This window comes from Bifidobacterium amazonense, from assembly GCF_018555435.2.
Taxonomy (GTDB): domain Bacteria; phylum Actinomycetota; class Actinomycetes; order Actinomycetales; family Bifidobacteriaceae; genus Bifidobacterium; species Bifidobacterium amazonense.
The window spans coordinates 14,810-37,290 of record NZ_JAFEJT020000030.1 but is presented as its reverse complement, the minus strand read 5'-3'; the positions used below and the strand labels follow the sequence as shown (position 1 = coordinate 37,290).

The window sequence follows — 22,481 nt, the reverse complement described above, 5'->3', positions numbered from 1 at the left end:
GAATCAGCCTCTCGATCGTCAAACCGCCGCTGTCACTGGCGGGTCGGATCCTTCTGCAGGGTGAGGAACACCAGCGCCACGACCAGCAGGATCGCGATCGAGAGGACGCCGAGCGACGCGTTGCCGGTCAGCGACGTGGTGGTCGCCACGAGGAACGTGCCGAGGATCGAGGCGGTCTTGCCGAAGATGTCGTACAGGCCGTAATACTCGTTGGCGTGCTCCTTGGGGATGATCTTGCCGTAGTACGAGCGCGACAGCGCCTGGATGCCGCCCTGGAACATGCCGACCAGAATCGCGAGGATCCAGAACTGCACGGCCGAGCGCAGGAAGAACGCGGCGAAGAACACGATGCACATGTACGCCACGACCGCGGCCATGATCATCGGCTTGCAGCCGAACCGGCCGGCCAGACGCCCGTACAGGATCGCGCACGGGAACGCGACGAACTGCGTCACCAGGAGCGCCACGACCAGCTGCGTCGAATCGATGCCGAGCTGCGTGCCGTACGACGTGCTCATCGAGATCACCGTGTTCACCGCGTCGATGTAGAAGAAGAACGCGATCATGAACATCCACAACGGCTTGTTCTTCACGAGCTTGCGCAGCGTGCCGGCCAGTTCCGTGAACGTGCCGTGGATCGCCTCGTGCGCGTGCTCGCGGGTCGCGCGGTAGTGCACCTGCGTGTAGCTGGTCAGCAGCGGGATCGTGAACGCCACCCACCACACGGCCGTGATCACGAACGAGGCGCGCGTGCAGGCGACCGTCGACCAGTCGAACAGCGCCGGGCCGCCGAAGATCAGCGCGATGCACAGGATGAACGGCACGGTCGAACCGACATAGCCCCAGCCGTAGCCGTGCGAGGAGACCTTGTCCATACGATCGTTGTCGGTCGTGTCGATGAGCATCGAATCGTAGAACGTGAGCGAACCGTTCAGGCCGATCGTCGCGAGCACGTACACGATCAGGAACGGCAGCCAGGTCAGCGGCAGCGCCATCGCGCAGCACATGACCACGCCCGTGCCGAAGAAGCCGAGGAAGAACTTGATCTTCATGCCCTGCACGTCGGCGATCGAGCCGAGCAGCGGCATGAGCAGCGCGATGACCAGCGATGCGATCGTCTGCGCGTAGCCCCACGCGGAGACGATGTTGCCGTCCGCCGGCATCAGCGACTTCGCGTAGATCGGGATCACCGCGGTCGACAGCAGCACGAACGCCGAATTGCCGACGTCGTAGACGATCCACTTCTTCTCGCGCGGCGTGAGCTTCGCCCCGGCCGGCGCGACGGGTTCGGATGCGGAAACAGGACTGGACATAACGACTCCTGACCAAGAAAACAACTATCAGCCATCGTACGGGTCGGCCGGCTGGACGGGCAAGACCCCGGGTGAACAGCGTATGAATTCTGACGGGCGATTCGTCCCCGCGGACCTTTAGTTTGGGGAAGGAATGGACGTTCAAGGAGAGACCGATATGCAGCAGCAGAAGAACACGGGAGCCGCGCCCGGAAGCGCGGCCGGCGGCGACATCGCGGCGCCCGCCGGGCTGGACCACCCGCAGCCGCTCAACACGCCGGAGGAGCTGCGCGCCATCCGCCAGGCCATGCGCGAAGGCAAGAACCCGCTCATCGCCACCGACGTGCCGCGCTGGGAGGACCAGGTCGGCGTGGACCGGATCATCAACCGCCGCGTCGTCGAACTCGAGCCGCTGCCCACGCCCGCGCAGGTGCTCGCCGAACTGCCGCTCGACGCGGCCGCGCAGGAGATCGTCGCCTACTCGCGCGACGAGATCCGCGCCTGCCTGTACGGGCAGGACGACCGGCTGCTCGTCATCGTCGGCCCGTGCTCCGTGCACGATCCGGCCGCCGCGCTCGACTACGCGCACCGGCTCGCACGCGTGATGAAGGAGGTCGAGGGCGAGCTGCTCATCGTCATGCGCGTGTATTTCGAGAAGCCGCGCACGACCGTCGGCTGGAAGGGGCTCATCAACGACCCGGACATCGACGGCACGCACAACATCAAGAAGGGCCTGCTGCTCGCCCGCAAGACGCTGCTCGGCGTGCTGGGGGAGGGGCTGGCCGCCGCGACCGAATTCCTCGAGCCGACCAGCCCGCAGTTCATCGCGGACGCGGTCAGCTGGGGCGCGATCGGCGCGCGCAACACCGAATCGCAGGTGCACCGGCAGCTCGCATCCGGCATGTCCATGCCGATCGGCTTCAAGAACGCGACCGACGGGTCCGTCAAGGCCGCGGTCAACGGCTGCTTCGCGTCCGCGCAGCAGCACACGTTTTTCGGCATCGACCACATGGGCCGCGCGTGCGCTGTCGAGACGCTCGGCAACCCGGACTGCCACGTCGTGCTGCGCGGCTCGATCCACGGGCCGAACTACGACGCGGAGTCGGTGCGGCATGCGATGGAGGACATCCGTGCGATGATGCCGGCCGATTCGGCCGCCGCGCACGGACTGATCGTCGACTGTTCGCACGGCAACTCCGGCAAGGACGAGCACCGGCAGGCCGAAGTCGTGCGCGACATCGCGCGGCGCATCGCCGACGGCGAGACCGGCATCACCGGCGTGATGATGGAAAGCTTCATCGAAGGCGGCAACCAGCCCGCCGCGCCGCTCGACCAGCTCGTCTACGGCAAGTCGATCACCGACAAGTGCATCAGCTGGCCGGAGACCGAACGGCTGCTGCACGAGCTCGCGGACGCCGTTTCGGCCCGCCGCTGGAAGTGACCGACAGAGAACGGACAGAAAGGAACCGAACCATGACCACCATCGCCATCATCGGCGCGCTGGACGAGGAAGTCGCGCACATCGCAGGCGCGCTCGACGACGTCGAGCACGACGTCGCCGCCAGCCTCGACGTCTCGCGCGGCACCATCGCCGCCAACGACGGCGCGACCGTCAACGTCGCCGCGACCGTCGGCGGCATGGGCCTCGTCAACGCGGCCGCCACCGCGCAGCGGCTCATCGACATGTACCGGCCCGACGCGATCATCTTCTCCGGCATCGCCGGAAACCTCAACACGCACCTGCACATCAACGACGTGGTGCTCGGCGGCACGCTGCGCTACCTCGACACCGACATGCGCCTCGTCGGCCAGTGGACGCCCGGCAAGGCCGACGCGCCCGTCGAGGAGTTCCACTCCGACGACCGGCTGCTCGCGCTCGCCGACGCGGCCCTGAGCGACATGGGCATCACGCACATCACCGGCATCATCGCCTCCGGCAACTACTTCGTGGACGACCCGAAGAAGGTCGAGCAGGTGATCCGCGACACCGGCGCGGACGCGGTCGAGATGGAAGGCGCGGCCGTGGCCCACGTGGCGGCCCGCAACGGCGTGCCGGCGCTCGTGATCCGCGCGCTGAGCGACAACGCGGACACCGACTACGAGGTGTTCAAGGAGTTCGACATCTCCGAATACGCCGACACCGCGGCGCGGCTCGCGGTGAACATCGTCAAGCGCCTGTAGCCGCATGCCGGGCCGGGCCATGAACGTGAACAAACGCTGAACTTACGTAACGGCGGGGTGTGGCTACGCGCATGGGCCGTTACGCTGGAAACGCAAGTCGTTCGAAAGGTGTCTCATGGCGTGGTGGCAGATCATGCTGATCGTGGTCGTGGTGGCGTGCGCATGCGCGGTGGCAGTCGCCGCGGCGTACTCGTACGGCCGGCAGATCGGCGAAACGCGGGTCGACGAGATCCTGCGCGACCGGACCCGGCAGTCGCTGTTCGGCCGCAACGTACCCGTGCGCGAATCCGAGCGCGCGCTGATCGAGGTCATGCCGGAGGCGATGATCGCATGCGGTCCGGGCGGCCGCGTCCGGTACGTGAGCCCGCTCGCCGCGACGCTCGGTCTCGTCGAGCACGGCAACCTGTCGTCCAATGAGATCGGCGACATCCTCGCGCTCGTCGTGGGCGACGGCCGCGTGCGCGAACGTGAGGTGCACGTGCCGCTCGACCGCGCGCATACGGCCGGCGAGCCCAACGGACGCGGCGTTCAGCCCGGGCAGGACGTGCCGGGCGACACGCGCTGCCTGCGCGTGCGCATCGGCCGCGTCACCGGGGATCTGTACGCGATCTTCCTGACCGACATCAGCGAGCAGCGTCGGTTCGAGACGATGCGCCGCGATTTCGTCACGAACGTGTCGCACGAACTGAAGACGCCGGCCGGCGCGATCTCGCTGCTCGCCGAGACGATCGGCGACGCGTCCGACGATCCGGACGCCGTGCGGTACTTCGCCGGCCGCGTCGCGAAGGAATCGAACCGGCTGACCGAACTCGTGCACCGGCTCATCGACCTGCAGAAGGCGCAGTCGATGGAGGGCGTGATGGACATGCACCCCGTGTCCGTGATGGGCGTGGTGCGCGGTGCGATCGGCGAGAACCAGGTGCAGGCCGACGCCAAGCACATCGACATCCGGCTGACGCTCAACGGCGAGATGGAGCCGGTCGACGCGGCCGACGACGCGCGCGACGGGCGCGACGAGACCGTGATGGGAGACGCGGAGTCGTTGAAGACCGCGGTCAAGAACCTTGTCGAAAACGCGATCCACTATTCCCCCGAGCATACGGTCGTGGCCGTGGGCGTGGGCCGCAAGGACGGTAAGGTCACGATCCGCGTGGTCGATCAGGGCATCGGCATTCCGGCCGAGTCGCTGGGGCGCGTGTTCGAACGGTTCTACCGGGTCGATCCGGCGCGCTCGCGCGAGACCGGCGGCTCCGGACTGGGCTTGGCGATCACCAAGCACTGCGTGCAGGAGTGCGGCGGCACGATCTCCGTATGGTCGCGCGAGGGGGAGGGCTCGACGTTCACGATCGAGCTGCCGGCCGCGGACGACGTGCGCGGGTCCGGCGGCGACGGGTCGGATGACGTGAGTGGGCCGGCCGACGAGCCGGCTGATGGAACGGTCGACGGAGCGGCCGGCGGGACGGCCGGTTCGCGCGACGGCGAGGCGTGAGTCCGACTACGTTGATCTAGTGCCGACGATTAGGTACGTAGTTTAGGAAGTTCGTCATATGCGGTTCACCAAGCGGCTACGATAAGGCGCAGGAATCGGTGGCCGCCGGGCCGTCGGCCGATGCGGCAACGCATTCGGGAAGACAACGGACAAGAGAAACGGGAAACGAGCAGACATGACACGCATTCTCATCGTGGAAGACGAGGAATCATACCGGGCGCCGCTGGTCTACCAGCTCACGCGTGAGGGCTACGACGTCTCCTACGCCGCAACCGGCGAGGAAGGGCTCGAACTGTTCACGCAGGGCGGCTTCGACCTGGTGCTGCTCGACCTCATGCTCCCCGGCCTCGATGGCACCGCACTGTGCCGGCGCATCCGCGAGCAGAGCCGCGTGCCGATCATCATGCTCACGGCGAAAAGCGCGGAGATCGACAAGGTCGTCGGTCTGGAGATCGGCGCCGACGACTACGTGACCAAGCCGTACTCGTTCCGCGAGCTGCTCGCGCGCATCCGCGCCGTGCTGCGACGCAACCAGATGGTCGCCGAGGTCGCCGAAGGCGTGGACGGCGACGTGCCGCTCACCTGCGGCGACATCGTGATGCGCATCGGCCAGCATCAGGTGACCGTGCGCGGACAGAACGTGATCTTCCCGCTCAAGGAATTCGAACTGCTCGAATACCTCATGCAGAACAAGGGCCGCGTGATGACGCGCCACCAGCTCATCGACCGCGTGTGGGGATCGGATTACGTCGGCGACACGAAGACGCTCGACGTGCACGTCAAGCGCGTGCGTTCGAAGATCGAGGTCGATCCGGCGCACCCGAAGTACCTGACGACCGTGCGCGGGCTGGGATACAAGATCGATAGTCCAACGGAGTGACGAGCGTTGCTCGTCACGCTGTGCTTGGCGCGTGCGCTGGTGCGCGCGGCTACGAACAGTTCACAGGACTGTTCGTCCAACGGAGTGACGAGCGTTGCTCGTCACGCGGTGTCCGGCGCGTGCGCTGGTGCGCACGGCTACGAACGGTCCACTGGACCGTTCGTCCACGGAGTGACGAGCGTTGCCCGCCACGCGGGGACTACGCCCCGGCTGCGCAAAACGACGTAGCCGGGGCGTAGTCGGATTGATTGGCAACTGTTCATCTTGCGTTCACCGATTTTGGCGGACAGGATGCCGGATGTCTTTTAGTCTTGAAATGTCAAAAAGATTGATTGACAGAATAGAGAGAAACAGACATGCGTAAGAATGTGCTTTTCCGCTCCATCGCGGCCGTTTCCGGCATTGCGATGCTGGCTTCGCTCGCTGCTTGCGGTGACAACACCACCGCCTCCACTTCCGGCAGCAACGGCTCTTCCTCTTCTTCCGACACCACCTCGTCTTCCACCCCGATCTCCGGCAACTTCAACGGCGCCGGCGCCTCCTCGCAGCAGGCCGCCGTCGAGGCCTGGGTCGCCGGCTTCCAGGGCACCAACCCGGACGCCAAGATCGCGTACGATCCGTCCGGCTCCGGCGCTGGCGTCAAGACCTTCCTGACCGGCGCCACCGCGTGGGCCGGCTCCGACAAGGCCCTCGCCGACGACGAAGTGGACCAGTCCGCGTCCGTGTGCGCCAACAACACCACCGCGTTCGACATCCCGGTCTACATCTCCCCGATCGCCGTGGTCTTCAACCTCAAGGGCGTCTCCGATTCCGGCAAGCACATCAACATGGACGCCGAGACCATCGCCAAGATCTTCGACGGCAAGATCACCAAGTGGAACGACAAGGCCATCGCCGACCAGAACCCGGATCTGACGCTTCCGGACACCGCGATCACCGTGGTCCACCGCTCCGACAAGTCCGGCACCACGCAGAACTTCGTGAGCTACTTCAAGGATCAGGCCCCCGACGCCTGGACCTACGACCTGTCCGAGAACTGGCCGAACTCCGTCGGCCAGGGCGCCAAGGGCACCTCGGGCGTCGTCTCCACCGTGAAGCAGGCCGACGGCACCATCGGCTACGCCGACTTCTCCGCGGCCGGCGACCTCGGCACCGTGGCCGTCAAGGTCGGCGACAAGTACAGCGAGATCTCCGCCGACGGCGCGACCAAGGTCATCGACGACTCCGAGCTCGACTCGTCCGTCAAGGGCGACAACCGCGTGGTCGTCAAGATCAACCACGCCACCTCCACTGAGGGCGCCTACCCGATCGTGCTGGTCTCCTACATGATCGCCTGCCCGGAGTACAAGGACACCAAGACCGCCGAGTTCACCAAGGCCTGGCTGACCTACGTCACCAGCTCCGATGGCCAGCAGACCGCTTCCCAGGCCGCCGGCTCCGCCCCGCTGCCTGACTCCATCGCTCAGAAGGACGCCGCCTCCATCGAGGCCATCAAGACTAAGTGAGCCTAAGGATTCCGCAGGGAACCGTTGACTGAAATGCTTCAGGCCGCAGACACCGAGTGTGGCTGCGGCCTGAAGTGGTCGGTCAGGTTTCCGTGAAATCCAAGCTCGTGCAGTCTTCCTTCGCAACCCGTTAAGGAGAACCTGTGAGTTCGCAAGAAAAAGCGGCCATGATGCCCGCCGCCAGCGGCAAGACCGCGGACAAGGTGTTCCGCGTCATCGCCTATGCGTGCGGCATCCTGATCCTCGTGGTCCTCGCCGCCGTCTTCCTCTTCCTGCTGTTCCGCGCATGGCCGCTCATCGGCGGCGACCAGACCGCCAACAGCCAGACGATTTCCGACTTCACCGGCGGCAAGGCGTCCAGCTTCTGGGGCTACGTCGGCCCGCTGCTGTTCGGTACCGTGCTCGTCTCCGCGCTCGCCCTGCTGATCTCGTTTTTCGTCTCGCTCGGCATCGCGCTGTTCATCTCGCACTACGCGCCCAAGCAGCTCGCCACCGCGCTGAGCTATGTGGTCGACCTGCTCGCCGCCATCCCGTCCGTTATCTACGGTCTGTGGGGCGGCCTGATCCTGGTTCCCGCCATCTACCCGTTCTGGAACTGGGTGGCGACCTACCTCGGCTGGATCCCGCTGTTCGCCGGCCCCGCCGCCAGCCCGTCGCGCACCGTCGCGACCGTGGCCGTCGTGCTCTCCGTCATGATCCTGCCGATCATCACCTCCCTGTCCCGCGACATCTTCCTGCAGGCCCCCCGCCTGCAGCAGGAGGCCGCCCTCGCGCTCGGCGCGACCAAGTGGGAGATGATCAAGCTCGCCGTCCTGCCGTTCGGCAAGTCCGGCGTCGTCTCCGCCTCCATGCTCGGCCTCGGCCGTGCACTCGGCGAGACCATGGCCGTCTTGATGATCCTGTCCCCGGGCCTGACCTACTCGTTCAAGCTGCTGCAGGCCTCGCAGAACCAGACGATCGCCGCGAACATCGCCGCTCAGTACCCGGAAGCCAACGACCTCGGCGTGTCGGTCCTGATCGGCACCGGTCTGGTGCTGTTCCTCATCACGTTCGTGGTGAACTACGTGGCCCGCAAGATCACTGAAAAGAAGGTGGCATGATGGCTGATCTCACCCAGGATCCCAAGGCCTCCCTCGAAGGCGCCCCCGTCATCGACTTCGACAAGTTCAAGCCGTCCCGCTCGCTGATCGCCTCGCGCAAGCGCAAGGACCTGATCATGACCGTGCTCATCGCGCTCGCGTTCGTCGTCGCCTGCATCCCGCTGATCTCCGTGCTCCTGACGACGCTCATCAACGGCATCAAGCGCCTCAACCTGAACTTCCTGAGCTACAACATGACCGGCGTCGTCGGCGGCAACCCGACCCCGTCCGGCGGCTACGGCGGCGTGCTCCACGCGATCATCGGCACGCTCGAGATCACGTTCGGCTCGATGGTCATCTCCATCCCGATCGGCCTCATGTGCGCCGTGTACCTCGTCGAATACGCGCACGGCGGCAAGCTCGCGCAGACCATCACGTTGCTCGTCGACGTGATGAGCGGCATCCCGTCCATCGTCGCCGGCCTGTTCGCGTTCTCGATGTTCACGATCATCCTCGGCCCCGGCTCGGTCAACGGCTTCGCCGGCTCCGTCGCACTGTCGCTGCTCATGCTGCCGACCGTCGTCAAGTCCAGCGAGGAAATGCTCAAGATCGTCCCCGGCGATCTGCGCGAGGCTTCGTACGCACTCGGCGTGACCAAGCAGCGCACGATCACCAAGATCGTGCTGCGCACCGCCCTGCCGGGCATCGTCTCCGGCTGCATCCTCGCCATCGCGCGAGTCATCGGCGAAACCGCTCCGCTGCTCATGACCGCCGGCTACATCGCCTCCACGAACGTCAACCTGTTCGACGGCAAGATGACCACGCTGCCGGTGTACGTCTATCAGGAATACTCCAAGCTGAGCGCCAACTGCCCGGCCAACGCGACCGCGGCCTGCGTGCCGACCATCCCGATGGAGCGCTCCTGGGCCGCCGCCCTCGTGCTGATCCTGATCGTCCTCATCCTCAACGGCATCGGCCGCCTCGTGGCGAAGGTCTTCGCCGTGAAGGCCGAACGCTGAGTGCTGCTCCCGATACTTACGCAAAGCAAGAAATAAGGAAATTCACATGGGACAACGCATTGATGTCAACCATCTGAACATCTACTACGGCAACTTCCTCGCCGTGGAAGACGTGAACATCCACATCGAACCCAACAAGGTGACCGCGTTCATCGGACCGTCCGGCTGCGGCAAGTCGACCGTGCTGCGCACCCTCGACCGCATGCACGAGATCATCCCCGGCGCCCACGTCAAGGGCGAGGTGCTGCTCGAAGGCAAGAACCTGTACGACAAGGACGTGGACCCGGTCTCCGTGCGCCGCGACGTCGGCATGGTGTTCCAGCGCCCGAACCCGTTCCCGACCATGTCGATCCGCGAGAACGTGCTGGCCGGCGTGCGCCTGAACAACCGCAGGATCTCCAAGTCCGACGCTGACGATCTCGTCGAGTGGGCGCTGCGCGGCGCCAACCTCTGGAACGAGGTCAAGGACCGTCTCGACAACCCGGGCATCGGCCTGTCCGGCGGTCAGCAGCAGCGTCTGTGCATCGCGCGCGCCGTCGCCGTGCACCCGCAGGTCCTCCTCATGGACGAGCCCTGCTCCGCTCTGGACCCGATCTCGACTTTGGCGGTTGAGGACCTGATCCAGGAGCTCAAGGGCGACTACACGATCGTGATCGTGACCCATAACATGCAGCAGGCCGCGCGTATCGCCGACTACACCGCGTTCTTCAACCTGAAGGCCGTGGGCCAGCCGGGCCACCTCGAGTACTTCGCGGACACCACCACCATGTTCAACAACCCGCAGAACGAAGAGGCCGAGCGCTACGTCTCCGGCCGCTTCGGCTGATCGCGCGACGGGTTGTGCCGTCCCGCGCGGCGTTTTCTCTCCGCCGCGCTTGTTCAGGAAGCCCTGTGCCCTTGTGGTGCAGGGCTTCCTGCGTTTATGTGCGGGTACGTTGGATTGGGGTGCATCTCTTCTCCCACGTTCTGTCCAGTCACGGGATGGCATTTTGGCTTGTTTTGCCATCCCGTGACCTCGCGGGGAGTCTCGCGATGGCATGTAACCGATTACATGCCATCGCGTGCGCCCTGTGACGTGTGTTACGAGGTCACGTGATGGAATATCGGGCGTATTTTCCATCGCGTGACCGACCAGTTAGTCACGCGATGGAAACATCGCGCATATTGCCATCCCGTGACCTTGGTATGCACGATTCAACGCGAGTTTGATGCCGTTTCGACGTCACGACTCACATAAGCCGCGGTCACGCGATGGAAAAATGCGTTGATTTTCCATCGCGTGACCGCGGGATAGCGGTCGACGCCGACGCTTCGTTGCGTTCGCGGTGCTGCGCTCACAGTGTCGAGGTTGCGGTGCCGGAGTTGCGGTGTCGCGCATGACCATACCTACTATGCCTGTCATGCAGTACCCGTCGTCAGCAGTCGCGAATGCGGGATCCTCGATTCCAAAGGCATCGCTTTCGGGCGAAACTCAAATTGGGCGCCTCGCGACAGCAGGTACCGGGCCACTAGGAATGCGAATTCCGCTTGCCGGGCCTCGTCCCGCAGATTATCGGCGGTGATGACGACCACGATCCAGCCGTGGCTACGCAAGCGTTCACGTTTCTCTTGGTCGCGGCGCCATTGCGTCTTGTCCGTTCGATGATGGTCTCCGTCGTATTCCACGGCGACCTTGAACTCCGGCCATGCCATATCCAAGGTCATTGGCTTGCCTGATGCGAACGTCTCGCCGGGTACGGCGTAGTTCGTCTCGGGACGTGGAACGCCGTGCCGGGTCGCTGCAAGCCGACCGATCGTCTCCATCGGGGAGGCGACGTTTTCACAAATATGCGTCAAGGCGAGCAGACATGTGGTACGTCCAGCGAATCCGCGGGTCCGGTTGATCAACGAGACCAGCGACTGGTACGTATCTCGCGGATCGTGTGATCTTGCCACGAGAACGGCGTCACCGACCTTGATGGCATCTTCGAGCGATACATGTTTGGCGAGCTGAGCCCACGCATGAAACGGATGCAGCGCACGGACGGATGACGTGATGGTTCGGCTTGACCGCTGCTCGTCTGCGATCGGTTTCCAGAGATGGGATCGCAGCGTTCCGTCGGAGGTGTCGATGCGCCTTGCCGCCGTACTGGCAACGCTGTGCAGAGCCGTCATGTCCAGACTGCATCGATCGGGCAGGACGATGCCTTGTAGCTCCAAGGCGGTGGTCATGCCGAACAAGATCGGTTTGCCGAGTTGTGTGGTGATGTTCGCGCATCGTTGCGTGACGTCGGCCGCTCGATCGGCGAGCGACTGTTGCAGTGTGATGTTCTGTTCCATGGGCCAACCGTAGCGTGTTTTCGTGTGCCGCGCTGATGTCGTCGTGAAAATTGTGGATATGTGGATAACTTTCGACGATCGTGCGGCAAAACAATGATCTGCGGCGACGGGCGGCAGTGACGTATTGTCGACATGTTCGTCGCGGCATGGCGGGACATCGTTACGGTCGCGCCCAGTATGCGATACGTGCGTGGCGCGTGTTCACGAAACCTCCATGACTTGCGACGGTGCTATGGTGAGGCGCGTTCGATATACGAACGCAGGGCGAGTCGCGATTCTCGCCGGGACTGATCGATAGGCGGCCGATGATCCCGCGCATACGCGCGTTTGCACGGGAGAACCGCCGCGTCGCGCGCCAGCCCCTAACAACCCACGAAAAGGAAGCAGAGATATATGGAGAAGTTCTTCCATTTGAAGGAGAACGGCACCACCGTGTCCACCGAGGTCATGGCCGGTCTGACCACGTTCTTCGCGATGAGCTACATCATCGTCGTCAACCCGCAGATCCTGAGCCAGACGGGCATGCCGTGGGGCGGCGTGTTCCTCGCCACGATCATCGCGGCCATCATCGGCACGCTCGTCATGGGCCTGTTCGCCAACGTGCCGTACGCGCAGGCCGCCGGCATGGGCCTGAACGCGTTCTTCACCTACACCGTCTGCTTCGGCCTCGGCTTCACCTGGCAGGAGACGCTGTGCATGGTGTTCCTGTGCGGCCTGATCAACATCATCATCACCGTCACCAAGATCCGCAAGATGATCATCAAGGCGATCCCGGAGACGCTGCAGCACGCGATCGGCGGCGGCATCGGCCTGTTCGTCGCGTACGTCGGCATGCTCAACGTCGGCCTGATCAGCTTCACCCCGAAGGACACCAAGGCCGCCGGCAAGGGTCTCGCCACCGCCGCCACCCCGGGCCTCGCCACGCTCAACACCCCCGTGCTGTGGGTCTTCCTCATCGGCCTGCTGCTCGCCATCGTCTTCACCGTGCTCAAGGTCAAGGGCGGCATGCTGCTGGCCATCGCGATCACCACGGTCGTCGGCATCCCGTTCGGCGTGACCAACTTCGGCCAGTCCGTCTCCATCGGCGACACGTTCTCCCAGCTGCCGGCCACCTTCGGCGTGATCTTCACCGGCGCCGGCTTCCCCGCGCTGTTCTCCGACGTGGCCCGCCTGCCGCTCGTGATCGTCACGATCTTCGCGTTCTCCATGTCCGACACGTTCGACACGATCGGCACGTTCATCGGCACCGGTCGCCGCACCGGCATCTTCTCGGCCGACGACGAGGCCGCTCTCGAGAACGGCTCCGGCTTCTCCTCGAAGATGGACAAGGCCCTGTTCGCGGACTCCATCGCCACCTCGATCGGCGCGATCTGCGGCACCTCGAACACCACCACGTACGTCGAGTCCTCCGCCGGCATCGCGGCGGGCGGCCGCACCGGCCTGACCTCCGTGGTCGTCGCGATCTGCTTCGCGCTGTCCGCGTTCCTGTCCCCGATCATCTCCGCCGTGCCGTCCGCCGCGACCGCCGGCGTGCTCGTGATCGTCGGCTGCATGATGGCCGCCTCCCTCAAGGAGATCGACTGGAACGACATCACCGAGGCGATCCCGGCGTTCTTCGCGGCCGTGTTCATGGCGTTCTCGTACTCGATCTCGTACGGCATCGCCGGCGGCTTCATCATGTACTGCATCGTGATGACCTGCAAGAAGAAGGCGAACAAGGTGCACCCGGTGATCTGGGTCGTCGCGATCCTGTTCGTGCTCGACTTCATCCTGAACGCGGTGCTGTGATCAACTGATTACGTCATAGTTGCGTTTGGAAGTCCCCGCCGGCCTGTCGCCGGCGGGGACTTCCGTATCCGCGATCCTGCACTCCGTCTCGTACGTTCACTATGTGGTCAGGGTCTTCCTTTTTGACTGGTTATCGGCCACACTCGTATTCCAGCACAGCGGTGTGCGGCACCGCTGGCCAAAAGCCCATGATGCGGATGTCGCATGCCTTGTGTGTTTTCTCCCGTCCAGGCCGGGCTACAAGCCCCCTGCCCCGGGAATCAAACATTTTTCGCCGGATGCCGTCATGGCATTCGGAACGCGCGCGCCAGGCGCGTGCACTATGAGGGGAAACAGGGTTTCATCATGTCCGCATCCGCAACCGCCACGCTGTCACGCGAAACCGTGAAGCGCGACTCCGTGCCCGAGATCATCGCCGCGTCGATGGTGGGCACCGCCATCGAGTTCTACGACAACTACTGCTATTCCATCGCGGCCGCCAGCTACTTCGGCACGATCTTCTTCACCTCCGTCGCCAAGTCGAACCCGGCGCTCGCCACGCTGATGGCGTTCGTCACGTTCGCCGTCTCGTTCCTCGCCCGCCCGTTCGGCTCGCTGCTCTTCGGCCACTTCGGCGACAAGCTCGGCCGCAAGAAGACGCTGGTCGTGGCCCTGATGACGATGGGCATCTCCACGTTCGTCGTCGGCCTGCTGCCCGGCTACGAGCAGATCGGCGCATGGGCCGTGGTCATCCTGTGCCTGTGCCGCGCCTGCCAGGGCATCGGCCTCGCCGGCGAATGGTCCGGCGCCGCGCTGGTCGCCACCGAGAACGCGCCGGCCAACAAGCGCGCGCTCTACGGCTCCTTCCCGAACCTGGGCGCGCCGATCGGCTTCTTCTGCGCGTACGGCATCAACCTGCTGCTGACCACCACGCTGAGCAAGGACCAGATGGTCGCGTTCGGCTGGCGCATCCCGTTCCTGCTGTCCGCGGTGCTCGTGATCATCGGCCTGTACGTGCGTGAACGCATGTCCGAGACGCCGATCTTCGCGAAGGCCGCCGCCGAGAAGCGCACCTCCAAGCACCCGCTGACCGACCTGCTGCCGTACTGGAAGGAAGTGCTGCTCGGCACGGTCGCGATGGGCATCACCTACACGCTGTTCTACATCCTCGGCACCTGGTCCCTCAGCTACGGCGTGGCCGGACTGAACTTCACCCAGCCGCAGTACCTCGGCATGCAGATGGTCTCCGTGTTCTTCTTCGCCGCGTTCATCATCGTCGGCTGCCTTGCGGCCGACAAGTACGGCCGCAAGAAGACGCTGATCTTCTTCACCGCCGGCACGCTGATCTTCAGCCTCTTCGCCCCGGCCCTGCTGCAGCACAACGCCACGCTGATCATGGTGTTCCTGTGCGTCGGCTTCGTGTTCATGGGCGGCCTGTTCGGACCGTGCGGCGCGTATCTGCCGGAGCTGTTCCCGACGAACGTGCGCTATTCCGGCGCCGGACTCAGCTACAACCTCGCCGCGATCTTCGGCGGCGCGTTCGCTCCGTCGCTGGCGACCTGGCTCGTCGAGACGCACGGCGTGATGTCGGTCGGCTGGTACATGGCCGTGATGGCTGCGCTTGCGTTGATCGCCCTGTTCCTGATCAAGGAGAGCAAGGACAAGGATTACGAGATGTGATCCGATCGGTCACTGTGATCGGATGATCCGGTGACCGATCTGGGTTGCGCACGTGACGTCTGTGCGTGCGTTTGACGGTCACGGATGATTCGGTGACCGCGTGGGGTTGGGATATACGATATTCGACACGCTCCGGGCCGCTCGGCCAAGTCATACGGTCGAACATCGTATATCCCAACCCCACGCTCGTTTGGTACGTCTGTTGCGTTTTGCGACGTCGGCTCTCCTGACAAGGGAAGGAAGCGACACGCCCGGGTTTGACGAAAGTCGGAACCCGGGCGTATTTTATTCACTCGTAAACCACAGACCGTTGGTTTGGAGCGTGAGCTCCACGAAGTTTGGTTCGCCAAGCCAGCGCAGGTTGAGAGATGGTCGCCCGTTCGCGGGTTGCCGCACGTCGCAAGACGCGGTCGAATGTTGCTCTGCCTGTGCGCAGGGCTTTTTTATTGCCCGACGATTGACGAGACGTTCCGAATGGCGAGGATCAACGGCCGATCTAGGAAGGAACGCCATGAAGAGGCCCGAAAAGGAAGCGGTGGTCGCTCAGCTTACGGAGCAGTTCCGTAACGCCGATGCCGTCTACCTGACCGAGTACCGCGGGCTTACCGTTCCGCAGGTTTCCGAACTGCGCGAAAAGCTAGGCCGCGATACTTCCTACACTGTGGCTAAGAACACGCTGGCGCGTATCGCCGCCAAGGAAGCGGGCATTGAGGGTCTCGACGACCTGCTCAAGGGCCCGACCGCCATCACCTTCGTGAAGGGCGACTTCATTGAGGCTGCGAAGGTCCTGCGTGACTTTGCCAAGACCAACAAGGCTCTCGTTATCTCGGGCGGCTATGCCGATGGCACCGTCTACGATGGCGAGTCTGCCGCCAAGCTGGCGGACATGATGTCTCGCCCGCAGCTGCTGTCCAAGTTCGCCGGCGACCTCAAGGCCACGACCTCCAAGGCCGCGTACCTGTTCGTCGCTCTGCCGACCAAGGCCGTGCGTACGATCGACGCCCTGCGCGAGAAGCAGGAAAAGGCAGCTTGATCCCCATGCGGCTCGCCGCATGAACCATTCGGAAAACAAACAAAACATTGAGACGACGCGCCGGCGCACACACGAGAGCGCAGACCGCCGCCAGAATGAAAGGAAGCCATCATGGCTAAGTACACCAACGAAGAGCTGCTGGAAGCTTTCGGTGAAATGACCCTCGTCGAGCTCTCCGAGTTCGTCAAGGCCTTCGAGGAGAAGTTCGACGTCGAGGCTGCCGCTCCGGTCGCCGCCGTCGCCGCCGTCGCCGCTCCGGGCGCTGCCGCCGAAGAGGAAGAGAAGACCGAGTTCGACGTCGTCCTGACCGCTGTCGGCGACAAGAAGATCCAGGTCATCAAGGCCGTCAAGGCCATCACCAACGCCGGCCTCGCCGAGGCCAAGGCCATGGTGGACGGCGCTCCGAAGGCCATCCTCGAGAAGGCCAAGAAGGAAGACGCCGAGAAGGCCAAGGCTCAGCTGGAAGAGGCTGGCGCCACCGTCGAGCTCAAGTAATGACCGCGGGAGGGAATCCCGCACATTACACGGCTTGTACAGCTTGTGTGAAAACCCCGTTGCCCGGTTCGCCGGTGCGGCGGGGTTTTCCGTTATCCGTGGCAGGCATCCGCGGCCGGCATCCAAGACGGCCCGGTCGGGTCACAGTGCGGCGCGGCCAAGGGTCGTGCGATGATGGTGGGCAACGTCGTCTTTTTCGTGTCGCCCGTGCCGCAATGACACGCGAATCGCCGTGAAACATGACACAATGGCACATAGCAAGGGGCGCGGCGTGCCCTGTACGTGAATGAAAGGAAGGCTGGCGCGGTGAGTGAGGAACAGCGGTCTCGCAAGTGGTTGGTGAGAGTCAAGGGCTGTGATCAGGTAAGCGTCGCGCCGTCGGAGAGCCTGGAGATCGGTCGCCGGCCGATCCGTCCGCTTGCCGACGACGGCACCCCGCGCTTCGAGGTGCCAGACGAGACGCGTTCGATGTCGAAGCGTCACGCGGTCTTCTCCGTCGCGCTCAACGGCTCGGCCACGCTGCGCGACATGCATTCGACGAACGGCACGTACATGGTGCGCGACGACGGCCAGTTGATCCGGCTGCCCGCCGACGCCGAGTTCCCGCTGCCGTCGACCGCCGTGCGCATGCAGTTCGGCGACGTTCCGGTCGATTTCGTCATGGTCGACGAGCCGGCCGAACCCGAGCCGGAACAGCCGGTCGCCGACCTGTTCGAATACGCGGTCGGCGACGCCAAGCCGGAACCGGACGCGTCCGGACTGTCCGTCGACGATATTCTCGACCTGCGCGCCGGCGAGCCGACCAGCATGTTCGACGCGGGCAGCGTCTCGCGTCGCGCCAGCGAACTCAAGGCCGCGTCGCTGCGCAGCTTCACGCCGATGCGTCCGATCCACGACGAACCCGAAGGCATGCCCGAAACCGTGCCGCTGAACGTCATGCCCACGCCGTCGCGCGAGCCGCGCGACCTGTTCGTCGACGCGATGGCCGATTCGGCGGACATTCCCGACGCGCAGCCGTTCGCGGTCGAACCCGTCGTGCCTCCGGCCGAATCGTCCGTGCTGAAGACGGACAACGGGTCGCCGGCCGACCGGCTGATGCCGATCTCGGTGATTGCGCAGCGTCCGCACCGCGAGCCGGCCGAGACGCAGCCGACGGACCTGCCGGCCGCGCAGCCGTCCATCGACCAGCACGTCGCGATGACCGGCGAGCAGCCGGTCGTACGCGAGACGCCGGCGGAACGCACTGCCGCGTATGCGGCCGATTTCGTCGCGCAGTACGCGCTGCATGACGCGCCGACGGATGCCCGGACCGACGAGCCGGCCGTGTCCGCGACGCAGGAGACGGAACCGGCGGGAGACGCCGCGTCCGTTGCGCAGACGACCGCCGACGAGCCGGCCGGCACCGCGACGGAACCGGCCGCGACGCAGACGGCCACGACCGAGAACGTCCCGGCTCAGACGAGCGCGACAACGCAGACGAGCATGACGGCGCAGGCCTATACGCCCGCGTTCGAGCCCGGATCCGTGTTCGACCGCGTGTCGAGAGGCGAATTCCGCAAGCCGGAGCCGGCGATCGAGGTCAACGGGTTCACGTCCGACGACGCGAAGCGCACCACCGACTTCAGCACCCAGTTCGCGATGGCCCGCTATCCGCAGCTGCTGCCGTTCCTCGCCATGAACCCGTCGTTGTACGACGACCTGTACGCATGGCTCGTGGCACAGGGCAACGCCGACGTGGACGCCGCGCTGGCCGACAATCCGGGATACCAGGACTACCGCAAAGCGGCAGGGAAGTGAGTTGAGATGAGCGAAAGCAACGCCAACACCCCCAACGGCGCGGCCGAGAACGCCGAGCCGATCGTGATCGACACGACCGTCGCGCCGGCCGCGCGCACCCTCGCCGACCTGCGTTCGTGGCGCGAACAGTACCGCGCCGGACTCGCGCCGTCGCCGCTCGAGGACATCAACCAGCTGAGCGCGCAGCTCGACCTGACCCATGCGCACCCCTCCGGCATCGCCCAGCTGTTCGCCAGCGGGCACGCGCCGCTCGAGGCGCTGTTCCGCGACAGCGGCATGCTGCGCGCCGCCGGCCGGCGCATCGAACGCGTGCTCGACGACAAAACCGCGAAGATGCGCTTCAGCGGCGTCGCCGAACTCTCCCTGGCCGTAGGCGTGGCCAGCTGGGGCGGCAACCAGATGCCCGTGCTGCTCTACCCGGTCGACGTGACGCGCGTGGACGGCAAAAACGAGCCCCAGTTCACCATCCGCTTCACCGGACGCGTGGAGCTCAACACCGCGTTCACGTCGGTGATGCGCGAGCAGCACATCACGCTCACCGCCGAAGACCTGTTCGACGCCTCCAACTACGCCAACGGCGTGCCCGACACGTCCGCCGTGTTCGCGCTCATCACCGACCGCGTGTCCGAGGCGTTCCCCGACTTCTCCGTCGAACGGCACATCATCCTCGGCTGCTTCGTCGACCCGTCGTCGATGATCCTCGCCGAAAGCCAGCGCATCATCGACCAGCTCGCCGAAGCCCCCAGCGGCAACGGGCTGCTCGACGCGCTCGCCGGATATCCGGACGCGGCCGACGCGCTCACGCACGCGACCATGCCCGAATACAGCCCGTTCGACGCCGATCCGCACACCGAATACGAGATCGGCGACGTCGACAACACCGTGCGGTACGCGGCCAACATGGCCGCCGCCGGACACAGCCTGTTCATCGACGGCGAGGTCGGCAAGGACACCGCCGACCAGGCCGCGGCCGTCGCGTCGCGCTGCGTGATGAACGGCCACACCGTGCTCTACGTGCCGTGCGTGGCCGAACAGAAGCGCCGGTTCGTGCAGGCCGTCAGCGCCAACGAGATGGGCGGGCAGCTGCTCGACATCGCCGACGAACGCGCCGCCGCCAGCATCGACCGCCAGCTCATCGCCGCCGTCGGCTTCCAGCCGGGCGTCGCCTCGTCGCGCTTCGACCAGCTGGCCGACGAGCTCGTCGGCGTGCGCTCGCGCCTGACCCGCTACCTCGGCGACCTGCACGGCGTGAGCGAACGCTGGGGCGTGAGCGCCTACCAGACCATCCAGAACCTCGCCAACATCGCCGCCAAGCCGACGCATCCGGCCACGCGCGTGCGACTGAGCCGCGCCACCGCGCAGTCGCTCGGCGGCCATCTCGACGAGTGGGCCGCCAAGCTGCAGCGCGCCGGCGAACTCGGCGAATACACGATCGGCCCCGACGACACCGTCTGGTTCGGCGCCTCGCTCAACAGCGAGCAGGAGGCCGTGGACGCCTACCAGCACGTCGTCGACCTGCTCAACAAGCTGCTGCCGGCCACGCGCGAACAGGTGACCACCACCGTGCAGACCTGCGGGTTCCCCGTGCCGACCACCGCGCGCGAATGGGGCCGCCAGGTCACCGTGCTCAAGAACCTGCGCCGCGTGCTCGACGTGTTCCAGCCGGAGATCTTCGAACGCGACATCGCCTCGATGATCGAGGCGACCAAGCCCAAGGCCGACCGCAAGGCCGAAGGCTCCGGCATGGGCTTCTGGGAGCGCCGCCGCCACATCAAGGAGGCGAAGAGCCTGCTGCGCGTCGGCGCGCAGGTCGAGAACCTGCACGAGGCGCTCAAGGTCGTGGCCAAGCAGGCCGACCAGTGGCACATGTTCGTGCCCCGCGGCGGCTGGCCCGTGCTTCCGGGGCGTCTCGACGACATCATCGACACGCAGGACGCGCTCGCCTCCGGCATCACCGCGCTCAACACGGTGCTCGCCACCACGCCCGGCGGCGGCAGCCTCGAAACGGCCGACTTCAACGACGTGGAGGAGCGGCTCAAGGCCCTGTACGAGGACCGCCGCGCGCTCGACACGTTGCCCGAACGCTACTGCCTCGAGCAGGAGTTCCGCACCGCCGGCCTGACCGAACTCGTCGACGACCTGCGCAACCGTCGCGTCGCGCTCGACGCGGTCGCCGGGGAACTCCAGCTGGCATGGTGGACGACCGTGTTCGAGGACATCGTGCACGCGTCCGCGATCATCTCGAACCAGGACGGTTCGGCCATGCAGGCCGCGGCCGACCGGTTCGCGCAGGTCGACATCGAACACGTGCGCTCGATCGGCCCGATGGTCGCGCAGGAATCCATGCGCCGGCTTTCGGACCTGCTGTTCTCGCGTACGCAGGAGGCCAACCAGCTGCATACGACGCTGGCCGGCGGCTCGCGCGTCTCGTTCAGCCGCGTGCGTCGCGACTGCCCGCAGATCATCGCCGCCGCCAAGCCGATCCTGATCGCCACGCCGGCCACGCTGGCCGCGCTCACCGGCACCGAGCCGATCGCCGACGTCGCGATCATTGACGCGGGCGCGCACATGCCGGCCGTCGAACTGCTCACGATCGTCGCGCGCACGCGCCACGTCGTCGTGCTCGCGCACCGCAACACCGTCACCTCGGCGTCGCTCGCCAGGCTGATCTCGCTGCTGCCGAGCGTCGAGGCGCCGTCGCATCCGGTGCGTCGCTCGCCCAGGCTTACCGCGTTCCTCGAAACGCACGGGTACGGCAACGTGCGCCACGACGTGGCCATCAAGCAGGGATCGGTGCGCTTCCATCACGTCGAGGGCTCCGGCGTGCCGGTCATGTCGAGCGGGCTGGTCGAATCCAGCCAGCAGGAGATCGAACAGGTCGTCCAGCTCATCGTCAACCGCGCGGCCACGTTCACGATCGTGCCGGCCAGCTACGTGCTCACCGTCGTCAGCCTGACCGAGACGTTCCGTGTGCGGCTCGGCGCCGAGCTGAAGTCGCTCGCCGCGCGCGACAAGGACATGGGCCGCTTCCTGCGGCACGTGCGCATCGTGAACGTCAACGAGGTCGCGGGGGCGCACGCCACCGACGTGATTCTCGCGCTGTGCTACGCGAAGACCACGCACGGCCGGCTGCTGCAGCAGTTCGGTCCGCTCGAGGGCGACTGCGGGCAGCGCCTGCTGCTCGATGCGCTCGCGCTGGCCGACCGCAACGTGGACATCACGTCCACGTTCCTCGCCGACGACCTCGACGACGAACGCATCCACCAGCCCGGACCGAGGCTGCTCAAGACGCTGCTCGCCTGGGCCGACGGGCTCGACGGCTCCGCCGCCGCGCCGGGCACGGGGGAGACGACCACCGGCAACGTGCTGTTCGACGACCTTGCCGAACGTCTTCGCGCACGCGGGCTCAACGTGGCCGTCAACTACGGCTACGAGCGCGGGCTGCGCATCCCGATGGTCGTGGGCGTCAAGGACAAGCCGTTCGCGCTCGCCGTGCTCACCGACGACGTGCAGTTCATGAGCACGCAGTCCACGCGCGAACGCCACCGTCTGATGATGCAGGACATGGCCTCGCTCGGCTGGGCCGTGATGAGCGTGTGGAGCGTGGCCGCGTTCGTCAACCCGGACAAGGAAGTGGACCACATCGTCTCGCGCATCAGCGAGATCTACCAGGAGAACCGGTGATGGCGGGAACGGACGGGGCCGGACGCGCGGGGGAGGCCGCGCCCTCCTACGACGCGAGCCGTCGCACGCCGCGCAAGCACCGTCGGGTCGTCTTCCACGGCACCGAGCGCTTCGACGCCGACGGCGTCAAGCTCGAGCCCGGCGACATGGTCACCGAACGTCAGCGCGAGGCCGACGACGACAGGCGCATCCTCGGCGAACTGCCGCCTCATTGGGCTGTGTTCAATGAAAGACGTTGAACACAGCCCAATGAGGCGGCCT

General features: G+C 65.5%; 17 protein-coding genes. 15 read left to right on the top strand and 2 right to left on the bottom strand.

The features are described from left to right. Positions 1 to 32 precede the first annotated feature (32 nt). The gene (locus tag JS533_RS08085) at positions 33 to 1,313 is read right to left on the bottom strand and encodes an MFS transporter (protein WP_241513918.1); all 1,281 of its coding nucleotides are present in this window, start codon (positions 1,311 to 1,313) and stop codon (positions 33 to 35) included. 286 nt (positions 1,314 to 1,599) lie between these two features. Between JS533_RS08085 and JS533_RS08080 the strand changes: the two genes are divergently transcribed. The 8 genes from JS533_RS08080 to pstB all read left to right on the top strand — a co-directional run bounded on the left by JS533_RS08080 (position 1,600) and on the right by pstB (position 10,271). Further along, entirely contained in the window at positions 1,600 to 2,733 is a 1,134-nt protein-coding gene (locus tag JS533_RS08080) for a 3-deoxy-7-phosphoheptulonate synthase (protein WP_241513922.1), read from the top strand. A gap of 32 nt (positions 2,734 to 2,765) precedes the next feature. Then, on the top strand, positions 2,766 to 3,473 hold the full coding sequence (gene mtnN, locus JS533_RS08075; RefSeq protein ID WP_241513917.1) for a 5'-methylthioadenosine/S-adenosylhomocysteine nucleosidase: 708 nt from the start codon (positions 2,766 to 2,768) through the stop codon (positions 3,471 to 3,473). A 115-nt stretch (positions 3,474 to 3,588) separates the two neighbouring features. After that, the gene (locus tag JS533_RS08070) at positions 3,589 to 4,962 is read left to right on the top strand and encodes a sensor histidine kinase (protein WP_241513916.1); all 1,374 of its coding nucleotides are present in this window, start codon (positions 3,589 to 3,591) and stop codon (positions 4,960 to 4,962) included. Between the two features lie 175 nt (positions 4,963 to 5,137). Then, positions 5,138 to 5,842 (top strand): response regulator transcription factor, encoded by a 705-nt coding sequence (locus JS533_RS08065; RefSeq protein ID WP_241513915.1) that lies wholly within the window; start codon positions 5,138 to 5,140, stop codon positions 5,840 to 5,842. 356 nt (positions 5,843 to 6,198) lie between these two features. Then, positions 6,199 to 7,347 (top strand): phosphate ABC transporter substrate-binding protein PstS, encoded by a 1,149-nt coding sequence (gene pstS, locus JS533_RS08060; RefSeq protein ID WP_241513914.1) that lies wholly within the window; start codon positions 6,199 to 6,201, stop codon positions 7,345 to 7,347. 143 nt (positions 7,348 to 7,490) lie between these two features. After that, a complete protein-coding gene (pstC, locus tag JS533_RS08055; protein ID WP_241513913.1) occupies positions 7,491 to 8,447 on the top strand; it encodes a phosphate ABC transporter permease subunit PstC in 957 nt (318 codons plus the stop codon). Continuing rightward, the gene (pstA, locus tag JS533_RS08050; protein WP_241513912.1) at positions 8,447 to 9,445 is read left to right on the top strand and encodes a phosphate ABC transporter permease PstA; all 999 of its coding nucleotides are present in this window, start codon (positions 8,447 to 8,449) and stop codon (positions 9,443 to 9,445) included. The genes pstC and pstA overlap by 1 nt, the downstream gene beginning before the upstream one ends. A gap of 46 nt (positions 9,446 to 9,491) precedes the next feature. After that, positions 9,492 to 10,271 (top strand): phosphate ABC transporter ATP-binding protein PstB, encoded by a 780-nt coding sequence (gene pstB / locus JS533_RS08045; protein ID WP_241513911.1) that lies wholly within the window; start codon positions 9,492 to 9,494, stop codon positions 10,269 to 10,271. Between the two features lie 572 nt (positions 10,272 to 10,843). Here the strand turns inward: pstB and JS533_RS08040 are convergent. Continuing rightward, complete coding sequence (locus JS533_RS08040) at positions 10,844 to 11,764, bottom strand: hypothetical protein (RefSeq protein ID WP_241513910.1); 921 nt, start codon at positions 11,762 to 11,764, stop codon at positions 10,844 to 10,846. Between the two features lie 393 nt (positions 11,765 to 12,157). On the opposite strand from JS533_RS08040, the gene JS533_RS08035 reads away from it, so the two are divergent. The 7 genes from JS533_RS08035 to JS533_RS08005 all read left to right on the top strand — a co-directional run bounded on the left by JS533_RS08035 (position 12,158) and on the right by JS533_RS08005 (position 22,459). Next, the gene (locus JS533_RS08035) at positions 12,158 to 13,552 is read left to right on the top strand and encodes an NCS2 family permease (protein WP_241513909.1); all 1,395 of its coding nucleotides are present in this window, start codon (positions 12,158 to 12,160) and stop codon (positions 13,550 to 13,552) included. A 345-nt stretch (positions 13,553 to 13,897) separates the two neighbouring features. Next, complete coding sequence (locus JS533_RS08030; RefSeq protein ID WP_241513908.1) at positions 13,898 to 15,211, top strand: MFS transporter; 1,314 nt, start codon at positions 13,898 to 13,900, stop codon at positions 15,209 to 15,211. 511 nt (positions 15,212 to 15,722) lie between these two features. Beyond that, a complete protein-coding gene (gene rplJ, locus JS533_RS08025) occupies positions 15,723 to 16,244 on the top strand; it encodes a 50S ribosomal protein L10 (RefSeq protein WP_241513907.1) in 522 nt (173 codons plus the stop codon). Between the two features lie 111 nt (positions 16,245 to 16,355). Further along, positions 16,356 to 16,739: a 50S ribosomal protein L7/L12 gene (rplL, locus tag JS533_RS08020; RefSeq protein ID WP_033493861.1), complete on the top strand. Its 384-nt coding sequence runs from the start codon at positions 16,356 to 16,358 to the stop codon at positions 16,737 to 16,739. A 306-nt stretch (positions 16,740 to 17,045) separates the two neighbouring features. After that, positions 17,046 to 18,536, top strand: coding sequence for a variant leucine-rich repeat-containing protein (locus JS533_RS08015; protein ID WP_241513906.1), 1,491 nt, complete (start codon positions 17,046 to 17,048; stop codon positions 18,534 to 18,536). Positions 18,537 to 18,542: 6 nt separating this feature from the next. Then, positions 18,543 to 22,220 (top strand): helicase, encoded by a 3,678-nt coding sequence (locus JS533_RS08010; protein WP_274619213.1) that lies wholly within the window; start codon positions 18,543 to 18,545, stop codon positions 22,218 to 22,220. Continuing rightward, positions 22,220 to 22,459 carry a hypothetical protein gene (locus JS533_RS08005; protein ID WP_241513905.1) on the top strand — a complete coding sequence of 80 codons (240 nt, stop codon included), beginning with the start codon at positions 22,220 to 22,222 and terminating at the stop codon, positions 22,457 to 22,459. The genes JS533_RS08010 and JS533_RS08005 overlap by 1 nt, the downstream gene beginning before the upstream one ends. Positions 22,460 to 22,481 lie beyond the last annotated feature (22 nt).